Annotated in this window: 15 protein-coding genes; 3 read left to right on the forward strand and 12 right to left on the reverse strand. The window is 70.4% G+C overall.

Translation table 11 applies throughout. From position 1 onward, the window contains the following. Window positions 1–10: 10 nt before the first annotated feature. A complete protein-coding gene (locus OHA17_RS12230; RefSeq protein WP_406506548.1) occupies window positions 11–997 on the reverse strand; it encodes a GlxA family transcriptional regulator in 987 nt (328 codons plus the stop codon). Window positions 998–1,101: 104 nt separating this feature from the next. On the opposite strand from OHA17_RS12230, the gene OHA17_RS12235 reads away from it, so the two are divergent. Then, window positions 1,102–2,049: an NADP-dependent oxidoreductase gene (locus OHA17_RS12235; protein ID WP_406506549.1), complete on the forward strand. Its 948-nt coding sequence runs from the start codon at window positions 1,102–1,104 to the stop codon at window positions 2,047–2,049. A gap of 62 nt (window positions 2,050–2,111) precedes the next feature. On the opposite strand, the gene mnmA is transcribed toward OHA17_RS12235, so the two are convergent. After that, window positions 2,112–3,257: a tRNA 2-thiouridine(34) synthase MnmA gene (gene mnmA / locus OHA17_RS12240; RefSeq protein ID WP_406506551.1), complete on the reverse strand. Its 1,146-nt coding sequence runs from the start codon at window positions 3,255–3,257 to the stop codon at window positions 2,112–2,114. Window positions 3,258–3,409: 152 nt separating this feature from the next. On the opposite strand from mnmA, the gene OHA17_RS12245 reads away from it, so the two are divergent. Then, a complete protein-coding gene (locus OHA17_RS12245) occupies window positions 3,410–4,015 on the forward strand; it encodes an N-acetylmuramoyl-L-alanine amidase (protein ID WP_406506553.1) in 606 nt (201 codons plus the stop codon). Between the two features lie 34 nt (window positions 4,016–4,049). Here the strand turns inward: OHA17_RS12245 and OHA17_RS12250 are convergent, their stop codons facing one another. The 3 genes from OHA17_RS12250 to OHA17_RS12260 form a co-directional block, all read right to left on the reverse strand. After that, complete coding sequence (locus tag OHA17_RS12250; protein WP_406506555.1) at window positions 4,050–5,219, reverse strand: cysteine desulfurase family protein; 1,170 nt, start codon at window positions 5,217–5,219, stop codon at window positions 4,050–4,052. A 69-nt stretch (window positions 5,220–5,288) separates the two neighbouring features. Beyond that, window positions 5,289–5,591: a DUF4190 domain-containing protein gene (locus tag OHA17_RS12255; RefSeq protein WP_406506557.1), complete on the reverse strand. Its 303-nt coding sequence runs from the start codon at window positions 5,589–5,591 to the stop codon at window positions 5,289–5,291. Window positions 5,592–5,596: 5 nt separating this feature from the next. After that, window positions 5,597–5,752, reverse strand: a complete 156-nt coding sequence (locus tag OHA17_RS12260; RefSeq protein ID WP_406506559.1) for a hypothetical protein — start codon at window positions 5,750–5,752, stop codon at window positions 5,597–5,599. Between the two features lie 128 nt (window positions 5,753–5,880). On the opposite strand from OHA17_RS12260, the gene OHA17_RS12265 reads away from it, so the two are divergent. Further along, entirely contained in the window at window positions 5,881–6,498 is a 618-nt protein-coding gene (locus tag OHA17_RS12265) for a TetR family transcriptional regulator (RefSeq protein ID WP_406506561.1), read from the forward strand. Between the two features lie 145 nt (window positions 6,499–6,643). Here the strand turns inward: OHA17_RS12265 and OHA17_RS12270 are convergent, their stop codons facing one another. The 7 genes from OHA17_RS12270 to OHA17_RS12300 all read right to left on the reverse strand — a co-directional run bounded on the left by OHA17_RS12270 (window position 6,644) and on the right by OHA17_RS12300 (window position 15,083). Then, a complete protein-coding gene (locus tag OHA17_RS12270; protein ID WP_406506563.1) occupies window positions 6,644–7,513 on the reverse strand; it encodes a thioesterase family protein in 870 nt (289 codons plus the stop codon). Window positions 7,514–7,597: 84 nt separating this feature from the next. Then, entirely contained in the window at window positions 7,598–8,257 is a 660-nt protein-coding gene (locus OHA17_RS12275; RefSeq protein WP_053726224.1) for a trimeric intracellular cation channel family protein, read from the reverse strand. Between the two features lie 46 nt (window positions 8,258–8,303). Then, the gene (locus OHA17_RS12280) at window positions 8,304–9,710 is read right to left on the reverse strand and encodes a M1 family metallopeptidase (RefSeq protein WP_406506565.1); all 1,407 of its coding nucleotides are present in this window, start codon (window positions 9,708–9,710) and stop codon (window positions 8,304–8,306) included. A 95-nt stretch (window positions 9,711–9,805) separates the two neighbouring features. Next, window positions 9,806–11,083 carry an ABC transporter ATP-binding protein gene (locus tag OHA17_RS12285; protein ID WP_406506567.1) on the reverse strand — a complete coding sequence of 426 codons (1,278 nt, stop codon included), beginning with the start codon at window positions 11,081–11,083 and terminating at the stop codon, window positions 9,806–9,808. A 14-nt stretch (window positions 11,084–11,097) separates the two neighbouring features. Beyond that, entirely contained in the window at window positions 11,098–12,195 is a 1,098-nt protein-coding gene (locus OHA17_RS12290; protein ID WP_053726222.1) for an ABC transporter ATP-binding protein, read from the reverse strand. Beyond that, window positions 12,192–13,190 (reverse strand): ABC transporter permease, encoded by a 999-nt coding sequence (locus OHA17_RS12295; RefSeq protein ID WP_053726221.1) that lies wholly within the window; start codon window positions 13,188–13,190, stop codon window positions 12,192–12,194. The genes OHA17_RS12290 and OHA17_RS12295 overlap by 4 nt, the downstream gene beginning before the upstream one ends. A gap of 123 nt (window positions 13,191–13,313) precedes the next feature. After that, a complete protein-coding gene (locus tag OHA17_RS12300; protein ID WP_398879415.1) occupies window positions 13,314–15,083 on the reverse strand; it encodes an ABC transporter substrate-binding protein in 1,770 nt (589 codons plus the stop codon). Window positions 15,084–15,137 lie beyond the last annotated feature (54 nt).

Below are 15,137 nucleotides of genomic sequence, written 5' to 3' on the forward strand. Positions count from 1 at the left end.
CGGCCCCGGCTCAGGTCCGCGCGCCGACCTGGAACGTGCGCCGGTAGGCGACCGGGGACACTCCCAGGACGGAACGCATGTGCTGGCGCAGCGAGTTGGCGGTGCCGAAGCCGGCCCGGTGGGCGACGAGGTCCACCGGCAGGTCGCTGGACTCCAGGAGCTGGCGGGCCAGTTCGAGGCGCTGGGCGGTGAGCCAGTTGCCGGGTGTCATGCCCGCCTCCTCACGGAAGCGGCGCGTGAAGGTGCGCAGGCTCATCCGCGCGTGGGCGGCCATCTCGCCCAGCGGGAGCGGGTCCTGGAGGCGCTCCAGGGCCCACTCGCGGGTGGCGGCGGTGCTGGCCACCGTGGGCTCGGGGACCGGGCGTTCGATGTACTGGGCCTGCCCGCCGTCGCGCCACGGCGGGACGACGCAGTGGCGGGCCGCCCGGTTGGCGACGGCGCTGCCGTGGTCGCGGCGTACGAGGTGCAGGCACAGGTCGATGCCGGCGGCCGCGCCCGCCGAGGTCAGCACGTCGCCGTCGTCGACGAACAGGACGCCCGGGTCGACCTCGATGCGCGGGAAGGTGCGCGCGAAGGCGGCGGCGTCGCACCAGTGCGTGGTGGCGGGCCGCCCGTCGAGCAGCCCGGCGGCGGCCAGGACGTAGGAGGCCGTGCAGATCGAGACCATGCGGGTGCCGGGCCGGATCCGCTCGAAGGCGTGGGCCACGGGCTCGGGCAGCGGGCCGCCGTCGGCCATCGCGCCGAGGTCGTGGGTGGGCGGGATCACCACGGTGTCGGCCGCGGCGAGCGCCTCGGGCCCGTGCTCGACGGCCACGGAGAATCCGGCCTCGGTGCGCACCGGCCGCCCGTCCACGGTGCAGACGGTCACCTCGTAGAGGGCTTCGCCGCCGGGTCCCCGGGCGGTGTCGAAGATCCGCGAGGGGATGCCCAGCTCGAAGGAGACCACTCCGTCGAGGGCGAGCACCGCCACACGGTGGACTTTCCGTCGTACAGCCATGGCCAGATTCTGTCACATCATGGCCAAACGGCCAGCACCACGATGGTCGTCCGGGGTGCAGGCTGGTGCTCCCACCAGCGGAAACACCCCGAAAAGGATCAGACATGTCCCAGACCATGCGCGCCATCAGCCCCCTTCGTTGGGGCGGCCCCGAGGTGCTCGCCGAGATCGAGACCGAGCGGCCCGAACCGGGCCCGGCCGAGATCCTTGTCCGGGTGCACGCGGCCGGCGTCAACCCCGCCGACTGGAAGGTCCGCGCGAGCGGCGGTCTCGCGGTGATGGGCACGCCGCCGATCCTCGGCTGGGACGTGTCCGGCACGGTCGAGGCGGTCGGCTTCGGCGTCACTCTGTACCGGCCCGGCGACGAGGTGTTCGGCATGCCGCGCTTCCCCCACCAGGCGGGCGCGTACGCCGAGTACGTCACCGCCCCGGCCCGGCACTTCGTGCCCAAGCCCGCCGGGATCGACCACATCCAGGCCGCGGCGCTGCCGCTGGCCTCGCTCACCGCGTACCAGTCGCTCGTCGAGACGGCCCGACTGGCCGCCGGACAGCGGGTGTTGATCCACGCCGCGGCGGGCGGGGTGGGCCACCTCGCCGTGCAGATCGCCAAGGCGCGCGGCGCGTACGTCATCGGCACGGCGAGCGCCGCCAAGCACGACTTCGTGCGGGGTCTCGGCGCGGACGAAGTGATCGACTACACCGCGGTCGACTTCACCGAGGCGGTGCGGGACGTGGACGTCGTCCTCGACCCCATCGGCGACGCGTACGGCAGCCGCTCCCTGAAGGTGCTGCGCCGTGGCGGCGTCCTGGTCTCGATCGCGTCCCCGGACGAGGACGAGCTGCTCGCGGAGGCGGCCGAGCTGGGCGTCCGTGCGGGCTTCACGCTGGTGGAGGCGGACTACGCGGGCATGCGGGCGATCGCCGCACTGGTCGAGGAGGGCCGGCTGCGCGCGGAGATCGACTCGGTGTTTGAACTCACGGACGCGGCCAAGGCGCACGAGTACGGCGAGCGGGGCCGCACCCAGGGCAAGCTGGTGCTGCGGGTCGTCTAGGGGTCGCTTTCCCTTTTTCGAAGCGGGCACCCCCTTGGGCGCCCGCTTCGAAGCGGGCGTTTCTAGACCTTCGCCGCGGCCCGTTCGGTCGTCGCGATCGTTGCCGAGCCCACCACGCGCGTGCCTTCGTACAGGACGATCGCCTGGCCGGGAGCGACGCCGCGGACCGGCTCGGCGAACGTCACGTTCAGGACGCCGTCGACGAGCTCGGCGGTCACCTCGGTCTCACCGCCGTGGGCGCGCAGCTGCGCGGTGTACGTGCCGGGGCCCACCGGGGCGGTGCCGCACCAGCGGGGCTTGATCGCGCCGAGGGCGGTGACGTCGAGCGCCTCGACGGGGCCGACGGTGACCGTGTTGTTCACCGGGGAGATGTCGAGGACGTAGCGGGGCTTGCCGTCGGCGGCCGGGTGGCCGATGCGCAGGCCCTTGCGCTGGCCGATGGTGAAGCCGAAGGCGCCCTCGTGGCTGCCGATCTTCGCGCCCGACTCGTCGACGATGTCGCCCTCCGCCTTGCCGAGGCGGTTGGCGAGGAACCCCTGGGTGTCGCCGTCGGCGATGAAGCAGATGTCGTGGCTGTCGGGCTTCTTGGCGACCGCCAGGCCACGGCGCTCGGCCTCGGCGCGGATCTCGTCCTTGGTGGTGAGGGTGTCGCCGAGCGGGAACATCGCGTGGGCGAGCTGGCGCTCGTCGAGCACGCCGAGGACGTACGACTGGTCCTTGGCCATGTCGGAGGCGCGGTGCAGCTCGCGGGTGCCGTCCTCGCCCAGGACGACGGTCGCGTAGTGGCCGGTGCACACCGCGTCGAAGCCGAGCGCGAGGGCCTTGTCGAGCAGCGCCGCGAACTTGATCTTCTCGTTGCAGCGCAGGCACGGGTTGGGGGTGCGGCCGGCCTCGTACTCGGCGATGAAGTCCTCGACGACGTCCTCGCGGAAGCGCTCGGCCAGGTCCCAGACGTAGAAGGGGATGCCGATGACGTCCGCGGCACGGCGGGCGTCCCGGGAGTCCTCGATGGTGCAGCAGCCGCGGGCCCCGGTGCGGAAGGACTGGGGGTTCGCGGAGAGCGCGAGGTGCACGCCGGTGACGTCGTGGCCGGCTTCGGCGGCCCGGGCGGCGGCGACGGCGGAGTCCACACCGCCGGACATGGCGGCGAGTACGCGCAAGGGGCGCGGGGAGGTCATCGGCGAGGGCTGCGTCGAAGTCTGAGTCATAGCACTCGTAAGGGTACGTGGGATCGGGAACCCGGGGCGCGGGAGTATCCGTTGTGGATCTCAGAGGGGACCGGTCCGGGATCCCTCGGGGCCCGAGGGGTGCGGTGGGGCCCTCGCGGGGAGCGGTTCGGGGAGGGACGGGGGCGGGGCGTATGGCGACCAGCCGCAGGGGGCTGCTGATCGGGGGCGCGGTGGTGGCGCTCGGCACCATCGGATATCTGAACAAGCCGCAGGCGCGGCCGCACAAGCCGCGCAAGGCCGGGGCGGTGGACTACGCGGGCGCCCAGTGGGTGGCGGCGTCGTCGGCGAACTGGCGGATGGCCGACCGGCCGGACGACTACCGGGTGGACCGGGTGGTGATCCATGTCGTGCAGGGCAGTTTCGACAGCGCCCTGAAGACGTTCCAGGACCCGGACAACAAGGCCGCCGCCCACTACGTGGTGGGCAAGGACGGGCACATCGCGCAGACGGTGCGGGAGCTGGACGTGGCCTTCCACGCGGGCAACCGCGAGTACAACGAGCGCAGCGTCGGCATAGAGCACGAGGGCTTCGTCGAGGAGGCGTCGTCCTTCACGGACGCCATGTACACGTCGTCGGCACGCCTCACGGCCGCGATCTGCGCCCGCTATCGAATAGCCGTCGACCGGACGCACATCATCGGGCACGTGGAGGTGCCCGGCACCGATCACACCGACCCCGGTCCGCACTGGGACTGGCCGCGCTACATCTCGCTGGTCGGAGCGGCCGGCCGGGCCTGAGCCGCGGGAGCGGCCGCGTTCCGGGGACGGTGGCTCAGACGAGCCCTGCCGTGCGGGCCCGTTCGACCGCGGGGCCGATCGCGTCGGCGACCGCGTCGACATCGGCCTCGGTGGAGGTGTGGCCCAGCGAGAACCGCAGGGTGCCGCGGGCCAGGTCGGGGTCGGTGCCGGTGGCGAGCAGCACATGGCTGGGCTGGGCGACGCCCGCGGTGCAGGCGGAGCCGGTGGAGCATTCGATGCCCTGCGCGTCGAGCAGCAGGAGGAGGGAGTCGCCTTCGCAGCCGGGGAAGGTGAAGTGGGCGTTGGCGGGCAGGCGCCCCGCCGGGCTCGGGTCGCCGCCGAGGATCGCGTCGGGCACGGCCTTGCGCACGGCCTCGACGAGCCGGTCGCGCAGCCCCCCGATGTCCTGGGCGAACGCGCCGCGGCGTTCGGCGGCGAGCCGCCCGGCGACCGCGAAGGAGGCGATGGCGGGGACGTCGAGGGTGCCGGAGCGCACGTGCCGCTCCTGGCCGCCGCCGTGCAGCACGGGTACGGGGGTGTACTCGCGGCCGAGCAGCAGGGCGCCGATGCCGTACGGGCCGCCGATCTTGTGTCCGGAGACGGTCATGGCGGCGAGTCCGGACGCGGCGAAGTCCACGTCGAGCTGACCGAAGGCCTGGACGGCGTCCGCGTGCATCGGAATGCCGAACTCCCGCGCCACCGCGGCCAGTTCGGCGACCGGCAGCACGGTGCCGATCTCGTTGTTGGCCCACATCACGGTGACCAGGGCGACGTCGTCGGGGTTGCGCTCGACGGCCTCGCGCAGGGCGTCGGGGTGCACCCGGCCGTACGGATCGACGGGCAGGTACTCGACGGTGGCGCCCTCGTGTTCGGCGAGCCAGTGCACCGCGTCGAGCACGGCGTGGTGCTCGACGGGGCTGGCTAGCACGCGCACGCGGCGCGGGTCGGCGTCCCGGCGGGCCCAGTACAGGCCCTTGACGGCGAGGTTGTCGGCCTCGGTGCCGCCGGCCGTGAAGACGACCTCGCTGGGGCGGGCGCCGAGCGCTTCGGCGAGTTCCTCCCGGGCCTCCTCGGCGGTGCGGCGGGCCCGCCGTCCGGCGGCGTGCAGCGAGGACGCGTTGCCGGTGGCGGTCAGCTGGGCGGTCAGCGCCTGGACCGCCTCCGGGAGCATCGGAGTGGTCGCGGCGTGGTCGAGGTAAGCCATGGTGGGCCCGATTCTACGAGCCGCGCCGGGCGGACCGTGCCGCAGATCCGGCCAGGGCCGGGGCGGGGTTCAGCCGCCGAGGCCCCAGGACACGGTGTGGTCGGCGAGGACCAGGGCGAGCAGCACCGCGAGGTCGGCCACGCCCAGGGCGAGCCCGAGCAGGGCCCGGCCGCGCCGCTTGGTCCCGTACAGGAGGGAGAGCGAGGAAAGGACGATGGCGGTGGGGCCGAGGACGAGGTTCATGACGAGCAGCCCGAGCAGGCCGAGGACGAAGGCCGCGATGGCCATCCCGTCGGCGTCACGGGGTGGGGGTCCCCCCTGCTCCTTGAGAGCTTGGGGGGAGGTGCGGCGTCGGATCGCTGCGAGTTCCATGGTGGTCAGCCCTTCCGGTGCGAGAGGCGTTCACGGGCGGCGAAGACGATGAGCCAGACGCCGATGGCACCGGCGACGGCGAGGGTGACCGGGAGCGGAAGGTGCGCCGCTGAGCCCAGCACGACCCCCAGGAGGAGGAGGGCTGCGACGAGGAAAAGCATGGGATCCCTTTCTGTGCGCGGCGGGGCGGCGGGGCCGGACGGGCCCAACCAGCCTTGGGAGTACGACTGTTCACTGACTGATGAGTCTAGTCTTCCCAAGTTCAGCAAACAGCTGTTTACTGAGTGGCATGAGCCACACTCTCGGAATCCGGCAGGCCCAGAAGCAGAAGACCCGGCAGGCCCTCATGGACTCGGCGCTCCAGCTCCTGGAGCACCAGAGCCTGAGCAGCCTCGGGCTCCGCGAGGTCACCCGGGCCGTGGGGGTCGCGCCGGCCGCGTTCTACCGGCACTTCAAGGACACGGCCGACCTCGGGGTGGCCCTGGTCGAGCAGGCGCTGGGCAGCCTCCACGACACGATCCGCGCGGCGATCGTCACGACCGGGGCGGGCGAGGAGCGCATCCACCGGGTGGTGGCACTGATCGCCGCGCATGTACGCACGCACCCGGCGCACGTCCGCTTCATCGCCCGCGAACGGCACGGCGGGGTCGCCCCGGTCCGCGAGGCCATCGGCGTACAGCTGCGGCGCTTCGCGGACGAGGTGGCCGAGGCGCTCGGCGCGGATCCGCAGTCGGCGGGCTGGACTTCGGCGGATCTGCGCATGCTGGCCGGGGTGTACGTCGACCACATGGTGATGACGGCGTCCGCGCTCCTGGAGGCCGGCGAACCCGGCGAGGAGCCGGTCCTCACCACCGCCCGCGCCCAACTCCGCCTGGTGACGCTGGGGCGCCGGCACTGGCTGGACTAGGCGTACGGGGTGCGTTGGCGGGTCGGGGCTGCGGCCCCGGCGGGTCGCACTGGAGACGAAGTGCCCATGGGGGCCGGGCGGAGCCCCGGGCTGGCCCGGGTCGATCAACCCCGGGCAATAGACGGGCGGGTGGGCAAACGCCCTCTCAACCCCGCGGCGCCCGCGCCAGCTGGCGGGACTGGGCGACCAGCCGGTCCGCCGAGTCCCAGACTTCCGCGTCCTCCTCCAGGAAGCCCCCGGCCAGGTTCCGGGTCGTGATCGACACCCGCAGCGGTCCCGGCGCCGGGCGGCAGCGGATGTGCGTGGTGAGTTCGACCGTGGGGGTCCAGCCCTTCAGACCCAGCTCGAAGGAGGTGGGCGGGAGCGCGTCGACGGTGAGCAGCAGCGAGATGGGGTCGGCGTCGCGCCCGTCCGCGAGCCCGAACCACGCCCGCATCTCACCCTTGCCGGAGGGCGCGCCCACGGCCCAGCCGAGGGTGGTCGGGTCGAGCTTGAGCATCAGCCGGTCGGTGATCGCGGAGCTGCCGGGGATGGGCGGGCGGCTGCCGTCGGGGGCGTCCGTCGCGCCGATGCAGTGCGAGAGCGGCGGAATCGCGGGCGGCTTCGCAGTGGTGCGGACGTCGTCGCTGAGCGAGTCGAGGTCGCCGTACGAGGCGAGGACCCGGATGCGTTCGACCTCCGCGCCGCTCTCGTCGTACTGGAAGAGCGAGGCCTGGCCGGTGGAGAGGGCGCGGCCGGTGCGCACCACCTGGGTGCGGATGACCGCGGGCCCCGGCACGGACGGCGTGAGGTAGTGCGCGGAGACGGTGAACGGGTCCGGGTGCGGCAGGGCGTCGCCGAGCGCACGGCCGAGCAGGGCGAGCAGATAGCCCCCGTTGACGGCGTGGATGATGGTCCAGCCCGCCGAGAGCTCCGCGTCATAGACCCCCGCTTCGCGCAGGGTGACGGCGGTGTCGCGGTCGAACTCGCTGTCCCCGATCGCAGCGGGGAGTACCTGTGACGATGCCTGTGCCATGCGCAGCACCGTACACCTATAAATTACTGAGCGGTAGCTTTCCCGTCCGCCGTCCACCGTCCCCGTCCCCGGCTCTCGGAACACTCACGCCTCCTCCAACGCGGAGCTCCGCCGGTTCCAAGCCCGCGGCGCTCGCCAGTGGTACTTGAGGGCCGCGATGCGCAGCAGGAACGCCGTGACCACCGCCAGGCCGCTCGTCGTCGCGTTCAGGAGGTCGAAGCGGATGAAGAGCACGATCATCGTGGAGCCGACGATCGCCGGGACCGCGTACAGGTCGCGGTCCCAGCGGAGCAGCGAGGGGACCTCGTTGGCCAGGACGTCGCGCAGTACGCCGCCGCCCACCGCCGTCGCGAGGCCCAGGGCCGCCGAGGAGGTGAGGCCGAGCCCGTAGTCGTACGCCTTGGTCGTGCCCGTGACGCAGAACAGGCCGAGGCCCGCCGCGTCGAAGACGTTGACCGCGGTCTGGGTGCGCTCCACCTCGGGGTGGAGGAAGAAGACAAGGACCGCGGCGAGCAGCGGGGTCACGAAGTACCCGAGGTCCGAGAAGGCGGCCGGCGGGACCGCTCCGATGATGAGGTCGCGGAACAGCCCTCCGCCCAGTGCGGTGACCTCGGCGAGCACCGCGATGCCGAACACGTCGAAGTTCTTGCGCACGGCGAGCAGGGCGCCGGAAATCGCGAAGACGAAGATTCCGACGAGGTCCAGCGCGTGCTGGACGGAGGGGCTGAACAGTTCGTGAAGCACCCCGCATTTTTACGCATGCGGAGGTGCCGCTCGGCACACGCCGGGCTCAGAGCGCGGGCTTGCCCGAGTCGTAGATCCACTTCTGGAACAGGCCGTCGAGCGACTTGCCCGAGATGTGCTCGGCCAGGTTGATGAAGTCCTCGGTGTCGGCGTTCTGGTAGCGGTGCAGCTTCGTCCAGGCCGGGAGGAGCTTGAAGAAGGCCTGGTCACCGATGCGTTCGCGCAGTTCCTGGAGCATCATCGCGCCGCGCTGGTAGACCGCGGAGGCGAACATCGTGTCGCGCTGCGGGTCGGCCACCTCGATCTTCCAGAAGTCGGAGGAGGCCGGGCGCGAGTTGTAGGCGTTGAGGAAGGACTGGTGGGCCGTCGCCGTCCCGCGGTGCTCGGCCCACAGCCACTGCGCGTACGTCGCGAAGCCCTCGTTGAGCCAGATGTCGTCCCAGTGCGCCACCGACACCGAGTCGCCGAACCACTGGTGGGCCAGCTCGTGGACGATCGTCGTCTCGTTGCGCACCGCCGAATAGCTCGGCTTGGTCTGGGTCTCCAGGGAGAACCCGGCCTCGGGCATGTCGTCGACGACCGCGCCGGTCTCCTCGAACGGGTACGGGCCGAACAGCTTGGACCAGTAGTCGGTGGCCTCGGCGGTCACCGCGTACACGTCGACGGTGTTCTGGTTGGCCAGGACCGGGTCGATGGCGACGTAAATCGGCGTGCCCGCGGGCGTCTTGCCCGTCTTCACGTCGAACTTGCCTATGGACGCCGTTGCGAGGTACGTCGCCATCGGCTTGGTCTCGCGCCAGTGGAAGTACGAACGGCCGCCGCTGTCATGGGAGTCCACCAGGCGCCCGTTGGACACGCCGGTCAGACCCTTGGGCGCGTCGATGCGGATGTCGTACGTCGCCTTGTCGGCGGGGTGGTCGCTGGACGGGAACCAGGTGGAGGCGGCGTTGGGCTCGCACGCCACGAACACGCCGTCCTTGGTCTTCATCCACCCGTAGTCGGAGCCGAAGACGATGGGCCCGTTCAGCGCCTGCGGCACCCCGCCGTAGGCGACGGTGACCTCGAACTCCTCGCCCTTGCGCAGCCGGTGGCGCGGCGTGATGACGATCTCGTCGCCGGTTCTGCTGAAGTCGGCGGGCTTGCCGTTCACCCGGATCGAGTCGACGGTGAGCTTCTGGAGGTCGAGGTCGAAGCTGGAGAGGTTCTGGGTGGCCCGGGCGGTCAGTGTGGTGCGCCCGTCCAGGCGCCCGGAATCGGGGTTGTAGCTCACCCCGAGGTCGTAATGGAGGGCGTCGAAGCCGCCGTTGCCCAGGTCGGGGAAGTACGGGTCGCCGATGCCCGGGGCGCCGGGTGAGGCGGCGGGCGCGGCGGCGATGGTGAGCCCGGCGGCCACCGCGGTGGCGAGGGCGAGCAGCCGGGAGGAGGTACGACGTGCCGAACGGGAGAGTGCCATGAGTCTGCCCTTCGAACGCATGCCGTTGGTACGGACACGCAGACTCTGCACTCTCCCGCTTCGGCATGAACATGACTTTGCCGAACTGTCATGCCCTACTTGTCGGTTGACTCCTGAGCGGTGTCGTCCGGTCCGGTTTCGCCCTCGGCGCCGGTCGCCTCGGAGGACGCGTCGGACGCCTCTGCCGCGGCAGGCTCCTCGGCCGCATCGGCTGCGGCAGGCTCCTGCGCCGTCGCCGTCTCGCCGATCGTCACGATCTCGACCGACTCCCTGGCCTCCGGAAGGACCGCCTCGCCCGGTGCCTGGTCCGGCGCGTTCTCCGGGTGGTGGCAGGCCACCCGCTGGCCGGGCTTCAGCTCGACGAGGACCGGCTCCTGCGTCTTGCAGATCTCCGTCGCCTTCCAGCACCGGGTGTGGAACCGGCAGCCGCTCGGCGGCGAGATCGGCGAGGGGACGTCGCCCTTCAGCAGGATCCGCTCGCTCTTCATGCCGCGCCGCTTGGGATCCGGCACCGGCACCGCGGACATCAGCGCCTTGGTGTACGGGTGCATCGGGGCCGCGTACAGCGACTTGCGGTCGGCCAACTCCACGATCTTGCCCAGGTACATGACCGCGATCCGGTCCGACACGTGCCGGATGACCGACAGGTCGTGCGCGATGATCACGTACGTGAGGCCGAGCTCCTGCTGGAGGTCGTCGAGGAGGTTGACCACCTGCGCCTGGATGGACACGTCGAGCGCCGAGACCGGCTCGTCCGCGACGACCAGCTTCGGGTTGAGCGCGAGCGCGCGGGCGATGCCGATGCGCTGGCGCTGGCCGCCGGAGAACTCGTGCGGATAGCGGTTGTAGTGCTCGGGGTTGAGGCCCACGACCGAGAGAAGCCGCTGGACCTCCTTCTTGATCCCGCCCTCCGGGGTGACGCCCTGCAGCTTGAACGGGGCGGAGATGATGCCGCCGACCGTGTGCCGCGGGTTCAGCGAGGAGTACGGGTCCTGGAAGATCATCTGGACGTCGCGGCGCATCGGCCGCATGCCGCGCACCCCGAGGTGGGTGATGTCCCGGCCCTCGAACTCGACCGTGCCGCCGGTCGGTTCGAGCAGCCGGGTGATGAGGCGGCCCATCGTCGACTTGCCGCAGCCGGACTCGCCGACCACGCCCAGCGTCTCGCCGGAACGCACGTCGAAGTCGATGCCGTCGACGGCCTTGACCGAACCGGTCTGCCGCTTCAGCACACCGCTGCGGATCGGGAAGTGCTTCTGCAGGCCGCTGACCTTGAGCAGGACCTCGCCGGGAGCCGCGTCTTTGTTGAGCACAGCCTTGGTCGGGGCCGCGCTCTTGCTCTGCGCGGGAATCGCCGCGTCGTTGTCCGTCACGCCTTTGTCCTCGCTCACAGCTTGGGCGCAATCTCTTCGGTCCAGATGCGCTCCCGCTCGTCCGGCGTCATGTGGCAGGCGGTCCAGTGGCCGCTTCCGCCGTCGGCCAGCTCGGGGCGTACGGTCCGGGTGATGTTGTCCTTGGGCACATCGGCGTACGGGCAGCGCGGGTTGAAGGCGCAGCCCGACGGGATGTTGATCAGGGACGGCGGGGAACCCTTCACCGGGATGAGACGCTCGGTCTCCTCCCGGTCGATGCGCGGCATCGAGCCGAGCAGGCCCCAGGTGTAGGGGTGGCGGGGCTCGTAGAACACCTTCTCGGCCGGCCCGCGCTCCACGCACCGGCCGCCGTACATTACCAGGATGTCGTCGGCGAGCTCGGCGACCACGCCCAGGTCGTGGGTGATGATGATGACCGCGGAGCCGAACTCCTTCTGGAGGTCCCGGATCAGGTCGAGGATCTGCGCCTGGACGGTGACGTCCAGGGCGGTCGTCGGCTCGTCCGCGATCAGGAGGTCGGGGTTGTTCACCAGGGACATCGCGATCATCGCGCGCTGGCGCATGCCGCCCGAGAACTCGTGCGGGTAGGAGTCGACGCGCTTGTCGGGCTGCGGGATGCCGACCCGGTCGAGCATCTCGATCGCCCGGGTGCGCGCCGCCTTCTTGTCGACGTCGTGGTGGACCCGGTACGCCTCGATGATCTGCTTGCCGATGGTGAAGTACGGGTGCAGCGCGGACAGCGGGTCCTGGAAGATCATCGCCATGTCGCGGCCGCGCAGCTTGCGTACGTCATCGGGGTCGGCGGAGAGCAACTCCTTGCCGTTGAGCCAGATTTCGCCGGAGATCTGCGCCTTGCGCTTGCCGTACTGGCCGGCCGTGTGCAGGCCCATGATGCCCATCGAGGTGACGGACTTGCCGGAGCCGGACTCGCCCACGATGCCGAGGGTCTTGCCCTTCTCAAGGGAGAAGCTGAGCCCGTCGACGGACTTGACCAGGCCGTCGTCGGTCGGGAAGTGCACCTTCAGGTCGCGTACGTCGAGAAAGGCGTCCGAGGGCTGCACCGCCGCGACCGGCTCGCCGACCGCCGCGCCGGTCTTGTTCAGGTCGGTCATGCGAGCCTCACTCGGGGGTCGATCACGGCGTACAGGAGGTCCACGACGAGGTTCGCGAAGATCACCGCCGCCGAGGTGATCAGCGTGACGCCGAGGATCACCGGAAGGTCGCGCTCGCCGATCGCGCGGAGCACCGCTTGGCCAAGGCCCGGGATGCTGTACGTGGTCTCGGTGAGGATCGCGCCGCCGATGAGGGCGCCGATGTCCATGCCGAGCACCGTCAGGATCGGCGCCATGGTGGACCGCATGGCGTGCTTGCCGATGACGGCGGGTTCACTCAGGCCCTTGGCCCGGGCGGTTCTGACGTAGTCCTCGCCCATCACTTCGAGCATGGTCGCTCGGGTGAGCCGGGCGTACATCGCCGCCTGGAGGAAGGCGAGCGTGATCCAGGGCAGGATCAGGCCGCTGAACCACCCGCCCGGTGATTCGCTGAAGGGGACGTATTGGCCGTCGATCCAGTGCAGGCCGTACGTGAAGATCGCCAGCGAGAGCAGACCGGTGAAGTAGATCGGCAGCGAGACGCCGGCCAGGGCGACGGTCATGGAGAACCGGTCCCACAGCGAGCCGCGCTTGAGCGCGGACACCACGCCGGTGAGCACACCGAAGATGACCCACAGGATGGCCGCGCCGATGACCAGCGACAGCGTGACCGGGAAGCGCTCCTTGAGCACCGGCCAGATGGCCTGCTCGTTGCGGAACGAGTAGCCGAAGCACGGGGCGTCGCAGTGGATCGTCGAGCCGCCGCCGGTGTAGTCCCGGCCGGCCAGGATGCCCTTCACGAAGTCGAAGAGCTGCACGAAGATCGGGTCGCCGAGACCCAGCTTCTCGCGGACCGCTTCGAGCGCGGCGGAGTCGGACTGCTTGCCGACGTACATCGTGGCCGGGTCGACGCCCGTCCACTTGGGGATCAGGAAGAAGATGCCGAACGTCACCAGCATGACGATCAGCAGCATCACGATGGCGGCGAACAGCCGCCTGATGAGATATGCGAGCACTGCTCTCGGCCCGGCGGCGGGCCGGGGGCACCGGATTGCGGTACCCCCGACCCGTCACACGACGGCCTTCACCTGCCCTTCGTGCCTAGCGGCGGGTGCGCCGGCGGAGCGATTGGACGACGGTCACTTCTCGACGCCGAGCGAGGCGTAGTCGTAGAAACCGTTGTTGTTGGTCGTCGTGTAGACGTTCGTGAGCCGGGAGCTGCGCCACTTGACGTTCTTCTCGAAGACGAACGGCAGGTAGACGGCGTGCTCGGAGACCTTCTGGTTGATCTGCTTGTAGAGCCCGGCCGCTTCTTCGGGGGTGTTGGCCGCGATGGCCTGGTCGAAGAGCGTGTCGATCGCCGGGTCCTTCAGCATCGAGTAGTTGTTGTTGCCGTTCGACAGGACGAACTTGGAGTCCACCAGCGGGAGCAGGAAGCCCTGGCCGGACGCGAAGTCCGGGCCCCAGCCCATGATGATGATCCCGTAGTTCTTCTTCTTGACGACCTCGGGGTTGCCGATGATGCCGGTCGTCTGCGAACCGTCGTACTGGTCGATGTCGGCCTTGATGTTGACCTTGGCCAGCGCGGCCTGCATCGACTGGGCGGTGGCGACCTCGGCCGGCTTGTTGTTGCGGACCGCGATGGTGGTCGAGAAGCCGCCCGCCTTGCCGCAGGCCGCGAGCTCTTCCTTGGCCTTGGCGACGTTCGCCGCACCGTCGTTCTGCGTCACGCCGTACGGGTCGTACTTCGGGTCCGAGCCGCTGATGATGGGCGGCAGCATGTTGGTGGCGATGTCACCACCGGCCTGCGGGCCGCCGCGGGCAGTCTGCAGCGACTTGTGGTCGGAACCGTAGATGACGGCCTTGCGGCAGTGCTCGTTGTCCATCGGGGCCACCGTCTGCGGGAAGACCGCGTAACGGATGTAGCCGGTGTCCGGGTTGTCGACGTTGCCCTTGTCCTGCTGGAGCGCCTTGGTGCGGCCGGCCGGGCTGAGGCCGGTGCCGTTGAGGTCGACGTCGTAGTCACCGTTGATGAGACGGCTGTCCATGTCGTCGGCGCTGGTCAGCAGGGTGAGGCTGATCTTGTCCGGCAGGGCCTTGCGGACGTCGTCCGTCTTCGGGTCCCAGTTGGGGTTGCGGACCAGGACCATGGACTTGTTCGGCTCGTAGGACTCCCACTTGTACGGGCCGAGCGAGAACGGCTTCAGGCCGTACTTCGACTGGGTGTCCTTGTCCTGGCGGACCGGGGAGCCCGACGGCATGGCCAGCATCTGCTGGAAGTCGACGTTGGGCGCCGGCAGCTTGAAGACGATGGTCTTGTCGTCCGGCGTCTCGATCGCCTTCAGACCCAGCTTGTCGGGAGAGGTGTCCTTGTAGGGACCCTTGTACTCACCGGTGGGGTCGAGGACGTCCTTCAGGTAGACGGGGCCGCCGGAGATGACGTCCTGCGCCCAGATGCGCTCGATGCCGTACTTGACGTCCTTGGAGGTGACGGGCTTGCCGTCCTCCCACTTGACGCCGTCCTTCAGGTGGTACGTGTACGTCTTCTTGTCCGCCGAGACGTCCGCGAGACCGGTCGCGATGTCCGGGACCAGCGTCTCGCTCTCCTTGCCCGGGGCGGGCTTGTAGGTGATCAGCGTGCGCGTGTAGTAGCGCGCGTAGTCCCACATGAAGCCGTAGTAACCGCGCTGCGGGTCCCACGAGTCGGCGTCCTGGGTGCCGACGAACTTGAGCTCCCCGCCCTTCTTCGTCGACGCGTTCGCGAGCTTACTGTTGGCGGCGTTGAAGCCGGGGCCCTTGCCCTTGGCGCTGCCGCCGCCCCCGCCGCAGGCCGCGGTGGACAGCAGAGCCGCAACGACGATGGCCGCGCCGGCGACCGTCTTTCGCCTTGATGAACCTAGGGTTGTCACGATCTCGCTTCCTCCGTAGTGGGCGTCTTGGGTGTCGCGGCCCGTGCGGTGCGC

The sequence above is a fragment of the Streptomyces sp. NBC_00212 genome (assembly GCF_045206365.1).
Taxonomy (GTDB): Bacteria; Actinomycetota; Actinomycetes; order Streptomycetales; family Streptomycetaceae; genus Streptomyces.